The 22,661-nt window shown below is 37.8% G+C and carries 15 protein-coding genes; all 15 read right to left on the bottom strand.

What is annotated here, in order from left to right:
- Nucleotides 1-11 precede the first annotated feature (11 nt).
- The 15 genes from ACKU4N_RS06480 to ACKU4N_RS06410 all read right to left on the bottom strand — a co-directional run bounded on the left by ACKU4N_RS06480 (nt 12) and on the right by ACKU4N_RS06410 (nt 22,648).
- Nucleotides 12-2,102: a fibronectin type III domain-containing protein gene (locus ACKU4N_RS06480; protein ID WP_321321752.1), complete on the bottom strand. Its 2,091-nt coding sequence runs from the start codon at nt 2,100-2,102 to the stop codon at nt 12-14.
- A gap of 246 nt (nt 2,103-2,348) precedes the next feature.
- Nucleotides 2,349-3,056 carry a hypothetical protein gene (locus ACKU4N_RS06475; RefSeq protein WP_156196977.1) on the bottom strand — a complete coding sequence of 236 codons (708 nt, stop codon included), beginning with the start codon at nt 3,054-3,056 and terminating at the stop codon, nt 2,349-2,351.
- 747 nt (nt 3,057-3,803) lie between these two features.
- Entirely contained in the window at nt 3,804-4,706 is a 903-nt protein-coding gene (locus tag ACKU4N_RS06470; RefSeq protein WP_321321751.1) for a hypothetical protein, read from the bottom strand.
- A gap of 4 nt (nt 4,707-4,710) precedes the next feature.
- Complete coding sequence (locus ACKU4N_RS06465; RefSeq protein WP_321321750.1) at nt 4,711-7,128, bottom strand: C39 family peptidase; 2,418 nt, start codon at nt 7,126-7,128, stop codon at nt 4,711-4,713.
- Between the two features lie 101 nt (nt 7,129-7,229).
- On the bottom strand, nt 7,230-7,514 hold the full coding sequence (locus ACKU4N_RS06460) for a hypothetical protein (RefSeq protein WP_321321748.1): 285 nt from the start codon (nt 7,512-7,514) through the stop codon (nt 7,230-7,232).
- A 182-nt stretch (nt 7,515-7,696) separates the two neighbouring features.
- Complete coding sequence (locus tag ACKU4N_RS06455) at nt 7,697-7,978, bottom strand: hypothetical protein (RefSeq protein WP_101310189.1); 282 nt, start codon at nt 7,976-7,978, stop codon at nt 7,697-7,699.
- On the bottom strand, nt 7,959-8,285 hold the full coding sequence (locus ACKU4N_RS06450; protein WP_321321747.1) for a hypothetical protein: 327 nt from the start codon (nt 8,283-8,285) through the stop codon (nt 7,959-7,961). Before ACKU4N_RS06450 ends, ACKU4N_RS06455 begins: the two co-directional genes overlap by 20 nt.
- Before the next feature lie 58 nt (nt 8,286-8,343).
- On the bottom strand, nt 8,344-8,526 hold the full coding sequence (locus ACKU4N_RS06445; protein WP_321321746.1) for a hypothetical protein: 183 nt from the start codon (nt 8,524-8,526) through the stop codon (nt 8,344-8,346).
- A gap of 365 nt (nt 8,527-8,891) precedes the next feature.
- A complete protein-coding gene (locus tag ACKU4N_RS06440; protein ID WP_321321745.1) occupies nt 8,892-9,467 on the bottom strand; it encodes a hypothetical protein in 576 nt (191 codons plus the stop codon).
- A gap of 136 nt (nt 9,468-9,603) precedes the next feature.
- Nucleotides 9,604-10,158 (bottom strand): REP-associated tyrosine transposase, encoded by a 555-nt coding sequence (locus tag ACKU4N_RS06435; protein WP_321321743.1) that lies wholly within the window; start codon nt 10,156-10,158, stop codon nt 9,604-9,606.
- Between the two features lie 114 nt (nt 10,159-10,272).
- Entirely contained in the window at nt 10,273-10,746 is a 474-nt protein-coding gene (locus ACKU4N_RS06430; RefSeq protein WP_321321741.1) for a hypothetical protein, read from the bottom strand.
- A gap of 2 nt (nt 10,747-10,748) precedes the next feature.
- A complete protein-coding gene (locus ACKU4N_RS06425; protein WP_321321739.1) occupies nt 10,749-14,888 on the bottom strand; it encodes a hypothetical protein in 4,140 nt (1,379 codons plus the stop codon).
- Between the two features lie 310 nt (nt 14,889-15,198).
- On the bottom strand, nt 15,199-15,936 hold the full coding sequence (locus ACKU4N_RS06420; protein WP_321321737.1) for a DUF6261 family protein: 738 nt from the start codon (nt 15,934-15,936) through the stop codon (nt 15,199-15,201).
- Between the two features lie 701 nt (nt 15,937-16,637).
- Nucleotides 16,638-17,972, bottom strand: a complete 1,335-nt coding sequence (locus tag ACKU4N_RS06415; protein WP_321321735.1) for an FISUMP domain-containing protein — start codon at nt 17,970-17,972, stop codon at nt 16,638-16,640.
- Between the two features lie 125 nt (nt 17,973-18,097).
- Nucleotides 18,098-22,648: a hypothetical protein gene (locus ACKU4N_RS06410; protein WP_321321733.1), complete on the bottom strand. Its 4,551-nt coding sequence runs from the start codon at nt 22,646-22,648 to the stop codon at nt 18,098-18,100.
- Between the last annotated feature and the right edge of the window lie 13 nt (nt 22,649-22,661).

The raw sequence follows: 22,661 nt of genomic DNA, 5'->3' as shown, positions 1-22,661 counted from the left end.
AAAATAATTGTTTAGTAATGAATTTGCAGTAGTTCGGTAAAAGGAGATTTACCTCCATCTTTGTACACAGCCTGCAGTCGGTACCGATAGTGAGTATTTAGCTCTACATCAACATCTTTAAACTCCGATTTATTTTGAATAAGCCGATAGAATGTTAATTCTTTTCCCTCTGCAGCTTTATATATATTTATTTGAACAACATCTTTGTTTGTTGCTTTCCATGTAAGAAGCACATGTCCTTCATTTATTTTTGCCACTGCCTGTACTGCTTTTAATTCAGGACGGAATCCGTCATCGGCAATTTCAGCCTGCAGCCACTTTTCGGCGGGAGATTGGTTTTTTCCGGCATCTTCGGCAAGAATACAATACTGGTAAGCAATTCCTTTTTTAGGACTTTTATCCAAATAGGAACTTATGGAATCGGTACTAGAAAAACGAGCAATGGTATCACACACTACACTTTCTTTTGATTTTCGTATCAGTTTCTCGTATTTAGTATCCACGCTAAAGCTATGCACCCAACTTAAATATATTCCCTCATCGGTAATTTCGTAATTCGAAAATACAGGAGGTACAGGAGGAATGGTATCAGGCTTTTGAAGTAGCAAAGCCTCGCTCAATTCAGATTGATTAAAACGTTGATCGACAGCCGCTACCTTGTAATAAATTTTAGGGGTTAAATTGTACAAATCGATGGAGTCTATAAAAAAAGTATCGCGAGTATGAACTTTGGTGATCTGGCTAAATTCATCAATCATGAAATTGGATCGGAAAACACGGTATCCATTTATATCTTTCTCTTGCCCTGCATCCCAACTTAGGTGTACCAAACCAGTAGAATCGATTCGCCCCTGCAAGTTTACAGGAGCAGCCGGAGGAATACTGTCCTGAAGCTGCACCAGCAACGGCACCGAATAGAAGCTGTCGTCGTTTACTCCGGTTGCCTTAATTTTATAATAATTGGTGCTTAATGGTTCCATATCAACAAAAGACCGGGCTTTCCCATTCAACTCACCCGAAACATCCTTAAAATTTCCTGTTGATGAGCCAGCTCTCAGCACCTGCATATTCTTCACATATTGATCTCCGACAGAATCCAGTTTCCATCGAATTTCCACCTCTCCATTATCATTAATCTGCTGATCCAAGTCTTCATATCCTATTAGATACTGTGGCCTTCCCATTGCGCTAACCACTTCGGAATAAGGGCCTGTTTCGCCAAAAGCAGTGCGTCCATAAATTCGATATTGATATTCTTTCAACAATTCAGGTAAGGAATCGGGCTTCATCATATCCATAGGAATATCTCCATCATCGCCATAGGTAAGAACCATTGGCGATTCACTTATTGAGTGAAAAGAGTTTCCTCCATCATCCGATCGTTCCACCATATAAGCATTGTAAGTCGTTGATAATAGAAATTGATTCCATACAATTAATGCTCTTTTTCCATCTGCCTTAGCATGCAGTCCCAATGGTTTTTGCAAGGGTTGATAATCAGCCACTCCCGTATATACATAGCCCGTATCCACCTCAACAGTTAAATTTGTAGGATAAACCCGATACAAATACATTTCATTCTCCCTGATATCCGTATCGGTATAATTCAGGCCCATTGCCGCAGATACTCTGGCCGATTGATCGGCAGCAAACATGGCAAATGAAAACCGGTTCTCCTGTTCTCTGGTTTTATAAACCATCTGCATCATTGGATTTTGCTTTTCATCAATCATTTCGAACTCTTTGCCATAAAGAGCCTGAGCCGCTACGCAAAGCCAATCGTAATCGGCTGCAAGAGAATCCTGCATGGCATTTTCCCACCATGGCTCATTATTTGCTTTACATCCTTCCTGCAACAATTTGTATTCGGGCTGAGGCAATTGTTTCCCATCGCGATACAAAACAAACCGTTCCAAAGTATAGCCGTTTGTACTGGCCTGCTTCCAAAGAATATGATGGTTAGGAGCCCAACGCAGCAACACTTTATCTTTTTTGGGCGAAGCCAAAATTGCAACACCACGTTTAAACTCAGCATCGTTTTCCTGCGAAAAAGCATTGCTTATGCATAAGCTCAATAAAAATAGGGCTATAAGATGTTTCATTAGTTATTATATTTTAAACTATTCCTGTTTCTCTTCCCCGCTGCCGAAAGATTGCATCGTGTGGCTACTACCTTCATAACAGTCTTACCTCTTTACCTCTATCCCAAAAACTTTCGGAACCACCATGGAATACTTTCAAAACTGCTGCACAGAAACCCAAGTGAAAGATTCTTTATATATTTCTGCTGACACGAATTATAAAAGCGTGCCAGCAGTAATAATAATTTTGTTTTGATTTATGATCTTTTAATTACCACAATCAGAATAGTCCAAAATGTGTTGGGTTAAATCTCTCCATTTAATATCAGTGGTTTTTTGAATTAAGGCATCGCACCCACCCCAAAGTTTAGCAAATTCCTTATTGTATTTGCTTTTTTTGATTAGATGAGCAACATCTTCATCAGCTTTTTTCACATAGTATGATTTGGCAATGTTACCCGTTGCATTTATACCTGCAACACCAATTCCCATAGTGTGTTTTGCCATTGGGTCGTGAAACACTCTCACTTCATTACTAAACTCAGGATTTAGCAATTGTAACATCATTGTTCTCTCCTTCTTTTTTACCAACACCTGTGTATTTTCACAGTAAACATAGCCCTGGCGCAACAAGTCCTGATTCAACTTTTGATTGTTCCATTTTTTCATATCCTCCAAAAATGAAATTGCTTTACTCAATTTATCCAGGCCACTTGCCGGCAGATACATGTGTACAATAGCAGCAGGCTTCAATTTGTGTTTCTTTCCTATTTTGTCTTCGATTTTAATGTACTTTATTAACCCTTTTTTTCTATCAACATCTTTTATAATCCCTTCCAGTTCTGTTCCATCAACAAGAGTTAGGTAAGCCGTTTTCTTGTGCGAAAAAGTAAAAGATGGTGATAACAGCTGTTGTGCACTTACTTCTGCAATACAAAAAACTGTTAGGGCAATTAGTAAAAATTTTTTAATCATTTTTAAATTCTATTAAATGGTGTCTACTCTTATCGATTTTCGACATTCTCGTATTATTATTATTATTATTATTATTCAACTTAGCTTTTGGCTCCCGCAAAAAGATCTTTTTAAAATTTTACCACAAAGAACACAAAGCATAATTTCTAATTCATAACTGTCTTATTTTTCGGCTTTCCTATCCCTCATCTCTTACCCCTAAATGGACTTCGTCGATTTCCTCTTCGTTCCAATTCCCTGAAGGGGACTTTCCAAACCGCACCAGTAAGCCCCTTTAGGGGTTTGGGGTAATAGGGATAAAATTTATTATTACGACTCATATCAAAATTTACTCTAAACAGTTAATCTTTACTACTTAATTGCATTACCTACCCATGTCTTTCACAAAACACACAATACAATCTCACCTTCTAAAATCCTTCACAAACCACACGATACAATCGTGCGGGAGCGGGGGTTGCTTTCTTATTTCCTATTTCTTGTTCCTCATCTTATCTACCCCTAAATCCCCTGAAGGGGACTTTCCCAAACCGCACCAATAAGCCCCTTTAGGGGTTTGGGGTAATTAGGGATAAAATTTATAATTACGACTCATATCAAAATTTACTCTAAACAATTAATCATTAATACTTAATTGCATTACCTACCACATATCTCTCACAAACCACACGATGCAACCTCACCTTCTAAAATCCTTCACAAACCACACGATACAATCGTGCGGGAGCGGGGCGAGAGCAGAAAATACTATTGTTTAACTCTACTTAAATGTATATAACCACTAAACTTAAATATTAAATCAGGTGATTTTCCCATTTGAATCTGCACCACCCTTCCCCAATTAGAATTTTCAATTTTTTCAACATAAATAGGGCTATCACTTAAAGCTTTATATAGTACTTTTGATTTTCCATCAGGAGTTTCTCTTACATTGGTCCAGCCATCGCTATCTTGCACTCTTCCTTCTATTAAGATGCCACTCTCGTAGGGGTCTTCTATTTTTGTTTGATGAAAATAACCATCAAGATCTATTTTATATTCAATTCTTCGTAAAACTTTATCGGGAGTAGGATCGGTATCGCCTGGTTTAGGAAACCATTCATAAGAAGTAATCGTTGTGTCTTTTTCAAGAAACACTCTCCATGTTCCTCCACCATGAAAATTTATGGCTGATAACATCTGCTCGTCCGTTTTCCTAAACAAGTAAACTTCTTGACTTGAATTGTAATAATTTTCTTCGAAATTGAAATATTTGTAATATAGCACTAGCATTACAATATCATTATTAAAATCAACCCGTGCCAACGGAAGTAATGTATTCGGTTTAGAATCGGAATGAGAATCATAAATACCATGATAACCGCCATGATATTGTATATAACAGGTATCATTCACTCTTGTATGAGGAGCGCTTGTAGGGTATGGATAATCAATTGTCTGCTTTCTTACTCTTCCTGAATACTCTCCAAATATGCTTTTATTAGCCAGTTCTGGGTCTATAGACTTCCCTGTTTTTTCTCTAGTTTTAAAAATAGATGATAATTCACTCCATTCGTATTTTGGAAATAACTTTACGAATTCCTGAAATTCACTCTGTGCCGATAAATTATGCGAGCACAATAGCATTATTATTAATAATTTAGTTTTCATTGTTTTATGGTTTTGAAAAAATGCGATAATATTTTACCGTTGCACCTTTGGTTATATAATATTTTGTTGTTGTAGTTATTGTTTTTCCTTTAACTGTCTCGGTTTTGGTTTCCTCACGGGTATCGTATTCCCCTATATTTTTAATCGCTTTTCCCTTTAGCCAGTCTTCAAAAGATTCTTTTGAAACTATACCATCAACCTCATATTTAAATATTTTATCAGCTTTAATTTCTTCGTTACCTCCATTGCCTTGCTCAACCGATACATCAAACTCATTCCATGCAACTGGACAATCTTCTCCTTTTTGTCCAGAATCACTCATGTCGGCAGTATTCCTATCATAAGTGCTTGACGAATTTAATCCTTTAAATTCTCGTTTTGCCAAACTACTAACCGTACCATAAGGATCATCTATTACAACTTTGGTATCATTTATACTTTGAAGACGCACAATATGTCCTTTTTCATATGCAATAGACATTAATATACCATCTCCTGCACGTAAACGCTCATTTAAGTATTTTGTTAATTCTGGTTTGTTTTTAGATGAACCTGCGGCCTTTTCCACAACCTTTAAGCCATTATATTTGGCTAGCTTAGTCCATGTACTAGCCGAAGTACGATCACCAAATTTCTTTTCTTTTCTTATATGCTCTAGTAAGTCTTCAAAATCACCATTTTTTACATCATCAGAAATAGTCAGACCATCCTTTTCTGCTTTGGCAATATAGTCTTCTTTCGAAACACCTAACATCTCAAATCCCATAGCCAATGAGGTTACATTACATGTCCTATAAGGCGAATTAACATTGTCAACTTGGTTGTGATAAGCAACTTTGGTTTGTAACTCCTGATAATAATCTCCTCTTTTTGTTTCGTCCTTTTCCTTTTCTATCAAATTTCTAACATATGCAATTTGCGAAGCTGTTAAAACATCATATTCCAAAAATATTTCATCAATAGTTTTTCCGTCTAAAGATTCCATGTAAATACCTAAATATTTTAGCCACCTCTCTTTAATATCATTAATGGTGAAATTATCAGGTGGCATAACCTGAATCATCATAGAAGGTTTATTTTTATCTTTTTCATAAAAAGCAATCACAAGATACTTTGAAAATAAAGCATCATCGCAATAAATATGTTTAATATTTGTTTTACTTATCAAACTATCCAAATTATTTACCTGCCTTTTAGTTATAATATTTTCAAGTTTATGATTTGTTCCATCACCATAAATAGCTATTGGATATATATCATCTTTGATAGTATATTTTGCTAGATAAATATGTTTCTCTTTTAGAATTATTTTATCAATTTTCTTACCTGCTCCTGTTTTTTTAATTGCTGAAATAGCACACGTTTCTTTTAACACATCGGCTGAACTTTTGGCTCTTAAAGACCATTCATCGATCCATTTTTTATCCACATCAGTCCAGGTATCTGCATAATCATCAGTATAGGTCAGTGGCACACTTGCTATTGAATTCGTTATTGCACGGTCAATAAGTCCAAAATATGAATCTAAAGGGGGCGGTGCTGATTCTGCATATTTATTAACCAAGTCAAAAAGAAGAGTATATTGGCTATTAATAGGATTAATTGTGGCCGCATTCCCCTCTTCATCCTGCCCCCACAGCTCCACATCCCTCAAGTTGTGAATGTCGTCCCATTGGTATTTGCGCAGTTGTTGTCCGTCGGCATAGTCCATTAGGTTTTGGGTAGAGTTTTCGGGAATGGAAGGAAAATCCTGAAAAGGGTGACTTAGGCGGAATTCGCCGTGAGCGACCTCGTGAGAAATGGTTCGGCACAATGCCTTGCTGTTGTTGTAATGAATATTGGTAAACACAAAACCCCAAGGCCTCTTTTTAGGCATAAAACCCGCTTTGTTTGCAGTTTGTGCTTTATCAACCAAAAACACGTAGGTTTTGTGTTTGTCGTAATCACCGGAGCGTTTCAAGGCCTTAATCACCTTGTTCATTTCCTTGGTGTAATTGCTCAGCATTTTCGATTCGCCATCATCCAATCCCTGGCTCATGTCGTCGCTGTACTCAACCTGTACACCCGCATGCCGGCTCACTGTCCATCGCACATTGGCGGGGCTGTAAGTATCGTTCAAGTAGGTTTCGAGCTGTGCCCGTGGTATGCTTGTACTATTTCCATTAACCGGCACCAGAACCAGATTCTTTTCTATTTGATCGTAGCTGATTACGTTCAGTGCGCCTAAGAGTACCTTCTTCGTGTTTTTGGTGCTGTCGTCTTTTACATTGTAGTAGGCCGTAATTTGCTGCACATCTTCGTGAAAGCTGCCACGCAGGTTCAAGCTGAAAGCATCGCCCTGTTTTTGCGGTATAATTTCGGCTCCCATTGCATTCATAAAATGAACTCCCTCAGCATTGTAAAACAACTTATTACGACTCATATCAAAATTTACACTAAACAATTATTCATTAATACCAAATTGCATTACTTACCACATATCCTTCACAAACCACACGATGCAATCGTGCGGGAGCGGGGGGATTACTCTTCCTTTTCCCTTTGATCCTTTATGTACCCTCTAATGGCTCTTATGCCAAGCCAAAGCATAACAAAGGTTAAAAAAACAAAAACATATTCTTTACCAAATGATTCATCCAAATACTTAAGAAAGTGTTGTAATCCTTTACTTTTAGTACCAGTTCTTTCGTCATGGACACTTTCATCGTAAAAAAAACATGTCATAATTATTAATAATCCTGTTACTATGAATCCAAACAAGTTTTCTTGCCATGGTTTCCAGTCCTTATCCTTTTTGTTCTTGCTCATATTGTTTTATTGTATTATCCCCGCTCCCGCACGATTGCATCGTGTGGTTACTACATCACTACAACCACTCCTTCCAATGTTCCTTTATCACACAAGAAAACCTGTATGACTTAGAACGCGATACAATCGCGCACTAGCGGGGGGAAGCTAATCGTGCGGGAGCAGGGGGAATAAATATCAACCTAACTCTCTTCCGAATTATCTTTCATATTTTTAAGTATTCCTAATACAATTTTATAGACAAAAAACATTGCTATTAATCCAAAAAAACCATATACAAAAGTTGGACCACCAATTGAATCCAAATGCTGTACAATTGCTTTAAACACTCTAGCCCTAGTACTAACTTTAATGTCTCTATTTATATATCTTTCATAATCACGCAAAACTGAAATATACAATGAACCTAAAACAATTAAACCTATAACATAAAGCCAATACTCTCTATTTTTTTTGTTTTTCATTTCCTAAATTTTTTATTGTTAGTTTCAATGCATTACTAACAAATTGATTTGATACAGATTGAATATCCTTTGGTTTTATCCCTAATGAAATTAATTTATCATACACTGCTTTAGGGCTTTTCTTAAAAGTTTTTTCAAGCAAATTAAGATAATTAGTTTGACCAACTAAACCATGAGTGATAATCGCAATAATTATTTCATTTTCCATTATTTCAAGAGCAACTAAAGATGCTTCCTCAAATCCCTTATCGGATTCTTCATAAGCTCCCTTTAGTGCACCCCTAACTGATGATATTACGATATTCATTTTAGGATCTTTTATTAGAGAACTAGCACCACTCCAAACCACATCAGTCAGTTTTACATCAGTAAAATTTAATTTTACTTAAACTAATAGGTGCATAAACAATTTTGTACTCATTTATACTGGCAGGTACTACTACGGTAGGAAAATGCCACTCTTTAAAGTAAACCTGTTTCTCTTTGGCACGTTGTGCAAACAAACTGTTAGAGATAAATAGCGTTAAAATAATTAGTCTGAGTTTCATAGCTTTTATTTGATTTTTATTAGCAAATTCAATATTATTCAAAAAATTAGTTTAGTTTCTAATTCCAAATCCTTCTGATGTTTCATACAACAATATTTCCAATTTAATATCTTCCATAATCCATAGCCTCCACTGGAGTAGCTTAACGGTACTACTTCTTTTCTGTCCCTAAATCCCCTGAAGGAGACTTTCCAAACCGCACCAGTAAGCCCCTTTAGGGGTTTGGGGTAATAGGGATAAAATTTATTATTACGACTCATCTTAAAATTTACTCTAAACAGTTAATCATTAATACTTAATTGCATTAACTACCACATATCTTTCACAAACCACACGATACAATCATGCGGGAGCGGGGAGGCACATTAATCAGATATTATTAATCTTCCATTCTCAATCCGACAACCCTCTTTACATTGCAGAATATCTTTTGAGGTTGGGAAATAATTAAAAGGCAAGTTCCATTCAGGACACTTCAAGGAATATACAATTAAAATCGTATCTCCTACAACCAGCTGATTATAAATACTTTTACTGCAATTATATTTTGCACTTATACTTTTCCCTTCCACAATATATTTTATACTAATAGATTCCGAACTTTGAATGCTAGAATATCGCTTATACACAACAGCAACTTTAACAACTCCTCCATTCTCTTTAATCTCACTTATTGCAATATCATTTGATTTATTAAAAGAATAAAAGAATAAAGCCAACGAAATTACAATAGTCCAAAATATATTACTGTAATTAATTTTAAATAGCTTCAAAAATCTATTTAAAGAAATAGGGAAAGAAATAAAGGATATACCTAACAATAACAATACATACCATTTATTATTACATGGAAATAATATTCTGTAATAAATTAGCATTATGGCAGATATAATTATTAAAAAAGCATAACACAACTTAAGTGTTAAAGTTTTATTATTCATCTTTTATTATTTGCTTATTATACAATTGTAATTCATCTTCTGAAATATTAACTAGTATTCTGCATCAGCAATAACTTTGGTATATGTATCAATTACGATAACAGCCCCGCTCCCGCACGATTGCATCGTGTGGTTACTACATCACTACAATTACTCCATTCAATACCCCTTTATCTCCTCTATAATCTCTTGCGCTACTATATACATAATCTTCAGGATAAGAGACCAAACCTTCCTCAACTGGATTGTTATGGATGTAATTTATTTTCTCATCAAACACTTTATTACTCCACAACTCGATTGGTTTATTATCGTGTCTCCAAAATTGATACTTCTTAACGTTAGAAGATTTTGCTCCCGCTTTTAGGAATTGCTCTAACAACCACTCTTTCCTACTTTCTCTAGGATTATCTTTTATTGCCTCCACTATTGCCTTGCTCGTGAATCGCTTAAAATCACCTAAAAGAAATTCTGGCTTTTGACCATCTACACTTCTAAAAATTAAATGAACATGATTGGTCATGATACACCAAGCAAAAATATCCATCCCCTTATGCTTTTGACAATAATGCAAACTGTCAATTATTATGTCTTTGTATTCACTTCTGGTAAATACATCCAGCCATTCTACCACAACAAAACTTATAAAATAAACTCCCTCCGGATTGTAAAATTTATAATTACGACTCATCTTAAAATTTACACCAAACAGTTAATCAGTAATACCTAATTACATTACTTACCACATATCTTTCACAAACCACACGATACAATCGTGCGGGAGCGGGGGACAGCGGAAGAAATATCATTTCGAAACACTAACTCCTTTCTTTTGCAAATATCTTTGAACCTTTTCAGGAAGTACTTCAATTTTCATATATGTGACAAATTGCTGAGAACTACTGTAATAAATATTCATCATGGTTTTATCTCCTTCTTTGTAAATTTCCATCTCTCCACAGTCACGATCAAAACGTTCCCCTTCTTCAAAATCTTCAGCATCAATTTCAAAATAATACTTACCACTTTGCTTTAAACTGTCAATGCTTGGTATGTCACATACATTATAAAATCCATAATTCAAAGTATCTATTTCGACTACCTTGTTCGGATTATTCTCATACACCCAATAAACCAATAATTGTTTCCCTTTATAATAATGATAAATGGATGGCTCATCAATGTTTTGGAATAAACCACCCTCTAACTCAGCATTTTGGCTAACCAAATTAGAACTTAATGACAATATCATTAATCCCAGTACTATTTTTAACTTCATAACTATTTAATTTCTTTTTGTAATTTGTTGAAAATATCTTCTCTTTTTTCCCATTCCAAACCTTTAGAATTAATTTTGAGTGTCACCTTTCGTACACTGCCTTTATCTGCAACTTTGTTAATATTGTTAGTTTTCCAAAACCACATAGCTGATAGAATAAATATATCTTTGTTTTCATCAATTAGCTTGGGATTAGCGACAACATCCTTATAATTTTCTTTATAATTATCCTTTAACCATTTATCAAAAGCCACATAGGTTTTCTTCCATGTTAGTTGAATTGCTCCATGTCCACGATATTTATATCCATCTTCACTTATGCTATTTCCATTTCCTCCTTCACCTTGATAAACGTAACTAAATAATTTTTTAGTTAGAGCTTCTCTCTTAATAGGATTATCCTTAGAACATACAAAATCAAAAGGAACCTCAATACAACTAGTATCTGTAGAGTCACATTTAAGAGAAGTCCACGGCAATTTCTTAGATCCTTTCTTAAATGTATTTAAACTTGTATCATAATCCATATCGAATGGTGATTCTTTCCATGTCAAATTAAACCAAATCTTCCATCCTGATGTATTACCGCTTGTATAACAACCACTTTCTCCCTTCGAATCTTTGAACCCACCACTTTCATAGCCAGTCTGAGCTAAAAAATGAGACATTCTATCTTTTGTCGTTATTCCAAAATCTTTACTATAAGTATTTATTGTATTCACAATATCTTTAAGTATTACAGTATCTGTATCAGTAAAAACTTTAACTATTTGATCAACTTTAATTTTCAATTCTTTTATTTTACTTTCTTCCTCAAACTTCTCCTCTCCCTTCAAAACCTTAAAGGCAGTCAATAACTTTTTAAATTCATCATCATCGTCACTCATAAATTGAACTACCATTTCAACTTTTTCATCCTTGAAAAAGGCTAGAAGTAAATAATCTCCAATTTCAGCAACTTTAATTTGCTTATTAAGCTCTACATTATCGATTAATTCACAATAATCCTTCAATTGAGCTTTCTTTATTACAGACTTATCTTTATCACAATAAATTGCAAGATTATAATTTTCCTCCCCTATTTTAGCTTTCCCCAAATAGATTCCTTTTTCTGTAAGATTAAATTCAACTTCTTTATCGTTCTCACTTTCTTCTATTTTCTTTAAAATACGCTCGTACAAAAAACCCTTTTCATTCTCATCTAAAGTAGAAGCTCTTAAAGACCAACCGTCTATATTCTCAACTTCCTCTTTTTTCTCAGCCTTGGAATTAACTTCCAACTTCTTCATCAGGTCATCAAAATTTGTATAGATATTGTCATATATCTTCTTTCTCGAAATTAATTTAGTATAACTATCTGTTTGTAAGAAATACTCTTTTACTTTTTCCAATGTACATTCAGCCATACTCGCATTCCCCTCTTCATCCTGCCCATACAACTCCACATCCCTCAAGTTGTGAATGTCGTCCCACTGGTATTTGCGCAGTTGTTGTCCGTCGGCATAGTCCATTAGATTTTGAGTGGGATTTCCCAAAATAGAAGGAAAATCGTCGAAGGGGTGGCTTAGGCGGAATTCGCCGTGAGCTAGCTCGTGAGAAATGGTTCGGCACAATGCCTTGCTGTTGTTGTAATGAATATTGGTAAACACAAAACCCCAAGGCCTCTTTTTAGGCATAAAACCCGCTTTGCTGGTAGTTTGGGCTTTATCAACCAAAAACAGGTAGGTTTTGTGTTGGTCGTAATCACCAGAGCGTTTCAAGGCCTTAATCACCTTGTTCATTTCATTGGTGTAATTGCTCAACATTTTCGATTCGCCATCGTCCAATCCCTGGCTCATGTCGTCGCTGTATTCTACTTGCACGCCGGCATGCCGGCTCACTGTCCATCGCACATTGGCGGGGCTGTAAGTATCGTTCAAGTAGGTTTCGAGCTGTGCCTGTGGTATACTTGTAGCGTTTCCATTAACCGGCACCAGAACCAGATTCTTTTCTATTTGATCGTAGCTGATTACATTCAGTGCGCCTAAGAGTACTTTCTTCGTTTTTTTGGTGCTGTCGTCTTTTACATTGTAGTAGGCCGTAATTTGTTGTACATCTTCGTGAAAGCTGCCTCGCAGGTTCAAGCTAAAAGTACCGCCCTGTTTTTGTGGCGTAATTTCGGCTCCCATTGCATTCATAAAATGAACGGTGTCGGCCTTCATACCATCGCTTAGCTGCATTTCTACTTTCACCTCATCGTTGCCATTGCTGCCAATGCTTTTCCATGCTTTTAGGTAATACTGCTTGGTGGTATCGCCCAACTGCAGGCTTTGGTAGTAAGGCAGATAGGCTTTTTTCTCTTCCTCTGTCAATCCAATTTCGTGGCTGTCGAAACCATAGTGTTGATTGTCGTGAGCCAGAAAGAAAATGCCGTTAGCGGTAATCTGAAAATCGCCGCTGTTTACCTGATCGAGAATTTGGGCTACTTTATCGGCACCCTCTTTTACTAATTGAGCTCCTTCCTGATTCCCTACAGCCAACTGATCGCGCCCTTTTTCGATGGTTCTTTTGGCTTTTTCCAATTCATTATTCAGGCTGTTATTACCCATGTCTGTTTGCAGATTGCTGATCTCATCTACGATACTTTCGGCATCTGCTATGGCGTCATCAACACTGTCCCAAATATCGTTGTTGAAAAAATCGTCGGCCTGATCGCGAATATCGCTGCCCAGAGCATAAATATCCGAGCCAACCACACGTATTTCTCCGGCGGTTAGCTGGTAGCTTTCATTTACCTTAATATTATCGAAAACGGTTCGCAGTTCAATATTGCCCAACATGCCAATGCGCACCACACCGCTTCCGGTAAATGTACCTCTGCTGCCACTTGCCAGTTTCACGGTTACTTTAAAGCCTCCGGCATTAATTACATCTCCCGCAGTAAGCTGATTCAATGCCGGACTGCCGTCTATTTCAGGAATAGCAACACTTTGTCCGCACTCTACCTCGGCCTGCTCTTTCGAAAGGCTAAACTGACTGATTGGGGTAAACTCACTTTCGAGGGTTTCGCATTGTGCCTGCACTTTGTACTGATAGGCAGCGCCCGGTTTTAGCTGTTTCAGCTCAAAATCGGGCTGGTTCGACTGCTGGGAGTACCACTTCTCGCCTGCAACATCGCGAATTTGCACGGTAAACGAGCTGTGATTGCTTTGGGGTACAATACTCAGCTGCGCCGATCCGCCCAGGGCCGGATCTACATCAACAAATAAAGGTGGCTTGCATTCTTCGCCAAACACGAAGCTTACCACAGGCGAATAGCCTTCGTTTTTAAACATCTCTTTTTGCTGGCTGCTAAAGGCTCGTACCCGGCAGGCATATTGGCGTCCGGGCACCAGCATGGGGTATTGTGCATCGTAAACAAAAGATGTGTTGCGAAAAACGGTTTTCAGCAATGGCTCTTTGGAACGAATTGCCTCTTCGGCCGACTGATTTACAGGCCAGATTTCCACCATTGTAAATTCGTACTCTACATCTGCCAAGGCATTTTGTGAGTTCATGTGCCGTGGCAGCCAATTGAAAAAGATGGAGGCCGGATCGGTAGCCTTCAGCAGTTTGTTATTGGCTGGTGCAGTAATTACCGGTGGTTCGTTTAAGAGCATCCAAGCCATGCTGGTGGCCATGTTCGATACTTTTTCCTGTCGGCGGGCTTCAAATACTTCTACCGTAAACTTGTAAACGCCTTCGGGCAGGCGTCCGGTTTTCAGGAACTGCTTTTGGGTGATTCCCGAAAAATTCATGTGCTCGGGCGCCAAATACTCTTCCAAACGATCGCCGTACAACAGCTCGGGTGTACCTGCCTGAAGCAGAACGGGAGCTTTGGGAATAAAATCGTCTTTGGTAATCAGTTTAATGCCCTGTCCTTCGATGCTGATTCGCAATCGTACCGAAAGATCGGCGTGATTTAAATCTTTTAGCGTGAGATTGACCAATAGTTTTTGATTGCTCCCCTGATAATAATCGGCCAAATGTACCGAATAGGGTGGAATAAGCTGAACATTGCACTGTACCGGATAATGCTGCGCATTACTTGTACCTGCTGAAAACAACAGAACAATAAATAGTAAAAGAATGGAAACAATGTTCCGTGGTATTTGTTTATTCATAGTTCAATCAATAATTTCTGATCATTTTTTTTATTCCTTTTTGGACTCTCCTTCTTCCAAAACCGCACCTCTGCTCCCGCACGATTGCATCGTGTGTTACTACATCCGCTGCTCCTCATCTTTTCTACCCTTATCCCGAAAGGGGACTTTCAGGTAACAGCCATTACTTGCGACACGATGCAATCGTGCGGGAACAGGATCCTCATTTTTAATTCATAACTCCTAACTCATAGTTCTTAACTCCTAACAGTCTTACTTTCTTTACAAGTTTAAAAACACCACAAAACTCCTGTTCTTCAATCAGAGCAATCTATTCTACTAAGTTTTCCTTTTCTGCTTCTGTTTCATTTCCGGTAAGCGAGTGCGACAAACGTGCATTCGCAACACTTTTCGAAATGTGATTGTTTAGCTGATCGATTAAAATACTGATGGCAGGATTTTCGCTTGCAGTTTGCTGCAATTCAATCATGCTAAGCAGCGAACGGCATGCTTTCACCAATGGCTTTCGGGCATTAATTACCGAATGCGAACTGCTGTTGGATTGTACCACCTGTTCCTGCACCAAAGCTTTGTATGCCTGCTGATCTGCCTCCATTTCGGCAAACCACTCTTCGGCCTTAATCGTTGCAATGTGTGTTTTGTAAGGCTCTGCTTTTAAATCCATAATTAAATTGTCGAGCGCTGCCGATTCTTCGGCATTGGCCATACGATACAAATCGCCGCCATAGCGATGAATGACACGATTAATTTCTTGTGCGGCCATTTGTACGGCCTCCTGTTTGCGGTACATGCAAACCAAAACATATCCTTTAAAACCTAAAAAACGATCATCTCTTTCGTGATCGGCAGCATTTAATTTTGCCGTATAAGGATCTACTTTATCGTGCTGCAACACCGATTCGTAAATCTGAAACCGGGCTTTCACCATGTCTAAAAAGACTTTTAAGCCCAAATCCTCTGCCGGCGATTCCTCTATAATGCCAATACTATCTTTTACAAAGGTGAACAAGGCATTATGAGAAAATAAGTAATAAGAAACTTTATTCATATACTTCTATTTTAGCATTGTTACTATTGGCTTACCGCTTTTCTGCCTTAAAGGAAACAGAACAATTCAGCCTGCCGTTTTTTAAAGCAATTGCAATAAGCATTATCCTACTGGAAGCAAATACATTTGAGCTTCTCTATTTTAGTTTTTCAGCAGTACCGAATCACTTCTTTTTTTGAAAAATGACCTCTTTCGACGATTGAAACGATTCTTCAGCTGAAAAATCGTTTTACACGACGATCGAATCAAAAAATCAACGTAAAAAACGATTCGGCACATTGGCTTCGGCTACTTTTCAGCTGAAAAATCAGCCTGACTACCAATGAAAATAATTTTTCACCTGAAAAATTACTTTGCAAGGCCTTCAACTTGAAATTTTATGCCGGAAAATGGCCTTACCCATCAATCAAGATGATTTTTTAAGCCATAAAACGAGTCTGCACAATAAACAGGCAGGTTTTCCAAAATCGATCCACTCAAAACATTGTATTTACTCACATTTCGGGTTTTCCAATTCCGAACAAGAGTATCTTGTGTGTGTGTTTTCAAACTTGTCAAAGAACTTTTACAGGCTTTTTAACCTGTTGCTTATTTCTTACTATCTACTTCTCCTCTATCCCTGCACCCTTTTCTAAAGCCCCTTTTGGGGTAAGAGCCAAACTTACCACACGATGCAATGTGCGGAAGCGGGAGAAATTGCTTTATTCATCTTTTACACAGCGAACACATAAGCCATATTCTTTTTTATAACTATACTTTGACATATAAGCTTCTTCATATCTGCCATCAAATTGTCTCACCCAATATTCTTCATTTTCTGTTTTGGTATTTGACCAAAATGCAGTTCCCCACTGTGCTGTATAATACCCTACTCCAGTGCTGTTTATAGATCTTTTCCCTGCACCAAAAACATCAAATCCAGTTTCATTTGTACCTCCAAGACCGTAAGCATCGCTCCTAATTAGTTTACTTGCATCTATTGTTTTCCTACGTCCAGCTACTTCAACTTCGTCTTTATTCATTCCCATTTCCAATTCGAATTGTATCCATTCTTCATCGGTAGGCAAATGCCATCCCTCAGGACAGGATAACTGTGCTGCAACAAGATTGTAGAAGACAAAGCCTTGTTTATAATAATCTGTTTTCTTAGCTTCATTTACATCGGCTCCAGAATAATTTGAAACATAAGTATATGCCTGAAGTGGGTTGCCTTCCTTAATGGGATAGACCTTTGGTAAGTATCTTAGATTATCAACCATCCAGGTTTGAGAACCAATTTTTAACGTGCGATATACATTCCCGTCACGCTCATCGGTAAACGATCCATAAATTGTGGGGGTGGTGAACTCAACATCTTCGGTATATGTTGTTCCATTTTCATTGATTGCGTAGGCTTTTAAATGGTAATCTGTCTCCCACCTTAGGCCGTTTAAAGTAATGGTAAACTCTCCCTTTCCTTCTCCCATGACTTCTTTTTGCAAATATTTTTTTGTATCCACAAACCTGTCTTTACCTATTACAACACCATGCTCTGTTATATTGCAGCCACCATCGTATGTTACATTTACCTTACAAGTTGCTGTTCTTGAATCATACTCTAATAATTCTGCAGCTAATTTTGGCAGTTTGGACGCGATAGTTGTAAACTCAACTTGATTTCCATATGCTAATCCAACCTCATTTTTTGCATAAGCACGAACATAGTATTTTACTCCATCTTCAAGCTTATTCATAATCATTACATGATCATTTTCATACAGATTTTCATACCCATCAGGTCTAAAATAATCGTAAATTACAACACTGTCTTTTACAGTTGGATCAGGATTTTTCCCATAACAAACTCCGCAATCAATCATTTCTCCTCCTCCTGATTCAAAATCAAACACCAATGTGGCTGATGTTTCTGTAATATCTATTACATCTTTTGTAACAACAGTTGGAATCGTTGGATCATCACTTTTATCACACGATTGAACTGTTCCAATAAGACCTAACAGTAGTCCGAACAGTAAGTAGTTTAGTTTTCTTTTCATATTTTATTGCTTAAAATTTCATTACTCTCTTTTTTGTACCCCAAAAAAAACGCTGCCTGTAAACCTCTTTAGAGGTTTGGGGTATATCTAACCACAACGGCCATAATTCATAATTCATATCTCCTTTAGTCCATTAAATAAGGCACCACCAATTTGTTCGAATAAGTCTCCTTATTGATCCCAGGCAATACATAACGAATGATTACTTCGTATTTTCCACCGGTTTGAAAAGGAAAATGACTGTTCAACAGGTTACTCAAATTCTCTTTCTGAGGCGTTAATGATACTTTAGCTACCTTGTCTCTAAAATCTTTGAAATCGCCGTAAGCTACAGCTGCGATATTGTAATTCAGGTTAAAATATTGTGTTTGTACCTGCGGATCTTCTCCTGTATAATTGGTTTCTGTAATTAAAGGGTTGGTAATGTCCTGTGAGATTCCCACGGCAAAAACCGGAGGCGTTCCCAAAACATCTGGTTTGCGCCAATCTAAGGTGTATTTTCCGGCCAAAGGATATTCGCCATACATCAATGGATTCAAACCATTTTTAAACCAAGGGTTGTTTTGTCGAGCTTCGAACTGTATTAATGGTTTGTAATCGTCTCCCCCCTTCAATTCATTCTTACCAAACACTTCAGGAGAATTAAACATTACGTTTGCCTGGTAAACACCTGTATATACAGGCCATTCCCAACTCTGTCCGAATTGCAGTTTTTTGTATTTCTCTTTAAAAGTATTGTAGTTACTGCTTCTAAAGAAGTTCTCGTACACCTGCTTTTCTTCTACAGTAGTAATACTAGAGCCTTCTTTGGCTTTTTTATTATTTACAGTCGCATCCTCGTTCCCGCTTTTCTTAATTACAACATTAGCATCCATTTTACCGGCGCTAAATTTTGGAATGTTTACCAGTTCCTGTTTGTAAACAGAGTTGGTAGTTAATCCCTTTGGTATTTCAAAATTTACAGTTCGGTCGGTATAAGAAATATCGCCTAATAATGCACTTCCATCTTTTCGGGTCATTCTCATTTTCTGATCCCATTTATCGTCCGGCTTAAATAAATAGGGTTGTCCCTTTCTGAGTTTAATGTAACCCAACTTGTATTCGTCTTTAAAGAAATTGAATTGGTTCGATACCGGGTAAGAGTAGGCAATATTACGTGCCGGAATATAATCAGGAGCCACTCCGGTAGTAAAACTGCCCTTCTCTTCCTGAGTCTGACCTTTCATTTTTTTCCATACGCCACCAATTTTCTCTTCAAAACTCACCTTTACCTTGTAATCAATTTTCGATTCTGGAGGCAGTATATCTAAAGAGTTAAAAATAGCCACATCCTTATTTTCATTCCATTCTATTTCTCCTTCTATTGACTTTCCATCAGCCGTTAAACTCATCTCATCCAGTTTAACACGGAAAGTTTTTTCAATCTCATCCAAATCGACCATTTCGAACGGCTTTTCAATCTCCAGATTAAAAACAGTTTGAAAAGCGGTAAAAACATCTACTTCAGCTCTTCCGTTTTGAGGCGTAACATCCGAAATCACTTCCAGTTCGTCCAATACACTTCCTCCTACCAGTTCGCATTTATTGCCAATTTCCACTTCGAATTTGCAACGGCCTTTTACCAAACCACCCAAAACACTATAACGACCACCAACAATGCCTTTCATCCATAATGGATTTGGTAATTGCGCCTGAAGTAATGCGGCAGCACCTATGTGCAGAATGTGTATTCTTTTTCGTTTGTGAAATACTCTCACCTGAATGCCAATTTCTCCGTCGAGATAAGCGTAAGCCTGTCCGTTGGCATACCAGCCATCAATACCCGGCGATTTACCACTCCCCTTGCACCGCACTTCGTTACCATAATTCTTTAACATGATATCGAAACCGGCACCGGCATTAAAATAGCCGTAGAAAATAAGGAAATTCAGATTTCCGGTACTGATACTGACATTGGAGCCAAAAGCAAAGCCTTTCCCTGTTCCCAATGCATTAAAATCTCTCATGTAATCCAAGTCATCTGCACCCAGAATATCTGCAACTTCATCCGGAGGAGGCGGACTGCCCAGTATTTTTGTTCCCACCATAAAGTAGCTGCCTGTTTTTAGTATGCGCATGAGTTTGATGCCTACCCGGTCTTCGGGTGTTCCCATGTAGAAGTACCAATCTTTAGGATCGACATGCAATTCGGCCCAGCCTGCTCTTCCATTCGATCCTACCCCCTGAATAACTCCTCCCGGCACATTCATGAACAAATCGAATGTTCCGTGCAAACTTTTATTGGGAAAATCGTAGCTGACTTTTGCTTTTGCCGCCACCACAGATTTTCCGGCAATTTCACTTTCAGAGCCAAACATTTGCGTTTGAACATCCGATTGTCCCTTTAATCCCGGAATATTAACTGCATCTACCAAATTATTTAATCCTTTGTCCAGACTTTTAGACAACTTCATACAACTTGCCTGCATAGCATCAGTACCCGGAATATTTAAGGGAGATAAAAATTTCCCGTTTCCTTCAAATGAAATGTAATTCAATCCTCCATTGCTATTGAACGACATCTCGAAAATTGTTTCAACTGTTACTGCCGCTTTATCTGGTGAAGCCAGATCGGCTCTCGCTTTTAAACCAAGCCCGGCCTTTTTGTTTGGCACATAAACAATTCCGCTGGGAGTTGCCCCAATACTGCCTGCACCTAAAGCTGTTCCGCTATGCGACATTCTATTGTAAACACCACCACCAAAAGAGTAAATACTTAAACCTGGAAATACAGGAACACCACTCGGCAAAGTAAACATACCATCGGCATACCAATATCGATATCCTTCAACACTGCCAAAAAGCGCTGAAGCCTGCAAAGCAATTCCAGGTGTAAATTTGGCATCAACCATTCCTTTAAAACCGGATCCGTACAGAGGATCATTTTTGTACCATTGTGCAAAACCTTTTAATTGATAACTGCCCTGATTTACTTCAATACCCAGCTTGCCGATATCCAATCCTGCATACTTAAATTTTATTCGTTCAGGATCTTTTTCGGCCAAAATAATAGCTTCTGCAATCCCACTAAAACTACTGCTAACATTAACGGTCATGTCCAAACCCAAACCGTATTCATTCGTTTTTCGTTTCGTTAATGTAATTCTGTTGAGTTGAATCGGTAAGAAACCTAACTTTTTAGGTGCATCCTCTCGTCCTAAACTAAAACGATCTGCATCCAGAAAGGGTTCCCTGGTAGTCACCATTAGTCCTTCAAAAGAAATGTCTCCAATATTTAAAAGCTTCGTCTTTGGCACCATTGAACCATGCAATACCGCTTTAGGATGAAAGCGGTGATCTTCAACATCAACCTCTAAATATGATGAAGGTGCTAATTTCACATCAGCATTAAACAGCGGAAAATCCATATCTTCCTTTACTGTTGCTTTCACATAATATTTATCATCAGGTTGAATTAAACCATAATAGCCCAAATGATCTGTATCACCGGCAATTGGTATTAAAATATCACCATTGAACCATGCCTTTTGTAACTTATTGTACTTTAATCCCACTCCCAGAGTATCCAACGAATATGCCCAGCCACTCATGTCCCCTTCTTCCAAAGGAATTAAATTGGTTCCTCCGAATTCTCCTGTAAAGCCCATTTCATCAATAACAGCACTTCGCAAAAAGAGACTTATATTTTCCTCTTGATTTTTCTTGCGGTACTGACTTGGAATCTCAACATTTAAATCTTTTAAATAGAATCCCTGCCAAAGCGGACTATTTAATTCAGGCATTGAGGTAGATTGATAGCCTTTTGGGAAAACCATCCCTGAAGAATTTCGGGTATCACTAAAATCAAAAACTGCATTGCTAGCCTTAAACTTAAAATCGGTAAGACCTTTCACCTGAAAAGGATCCAAGCTCACATCAACAACAAAATCAGAAAATGTAGTAATACTGGTTTCGAAAGCTGCAGAAACCTTAGTCGTATTAATGGTATCGGCAGGCAATAGTACATCGCGGCTAAACTCAAGCTTTCCCTGCAAGCCCATTCCCCTGTATCCGTTGCAATCCCAATCAACAAAGGTTTTTTTATTCTCCCCTACAAATACCATTGTCATGTTCTTGTTAAGCGGAAAAGACTGATTCCCAATCAGCATCAATCGGGCATCGCCGGTAAATCCGCCACGGTTAAAGCCAATCCGGCTTCCGGCAAATCCAAGTTGTCTTTTTGCAAGAGGTACATCAATTAATGCTGAAGCACAAAGTTCGCCTCCTTTCGGAGTTAGAAATACGGAATCGATGCATATCGTAACTCCTCCCACTCCCATTGACTGATCTTTACCCAACGGCAAATCGAATGATTTTGATGAATTGATTAAGTCCTGGAGCTTACGTGATTCGGTTCTGATTTTTTTTGCGGTAGCAATCAATTTCGCCATTCGCTTAACATCCTTCGGATTAAGCAAAGATGCAGCCATCGAAGCTCCTTGCGATTGAACAGAATCCTCTTGAAAGAGTTTTATTTCATCAATATCATTTTCAACAGCAAAATGATTTGCAGAAAATCCAACTTTAAATACAGAAACAAGCAAAATCAGCAACATCAAATTTCGCAGCGATTGCCTCATCGTTGCCTTGCAAATTCCATCTTGAACTAATTTATTCTCTATTGAATCGAACTTCATTTTCTGCTGTTTG

This window comes from Labilibaculum sp., from assembly GCF_963664555.1.
In the GTDB taxonomy this organism is placed as follows: domain Bacteria; phylum Bacteroidota; class Bacteroidia; order Bacteroidales; family Marinifilaceae; genus Labilibaculum.
Note: the sequence above shows the minus strand (reverse complement) of the source record. Positions and strands in the feature narration are given on the sequence as shown.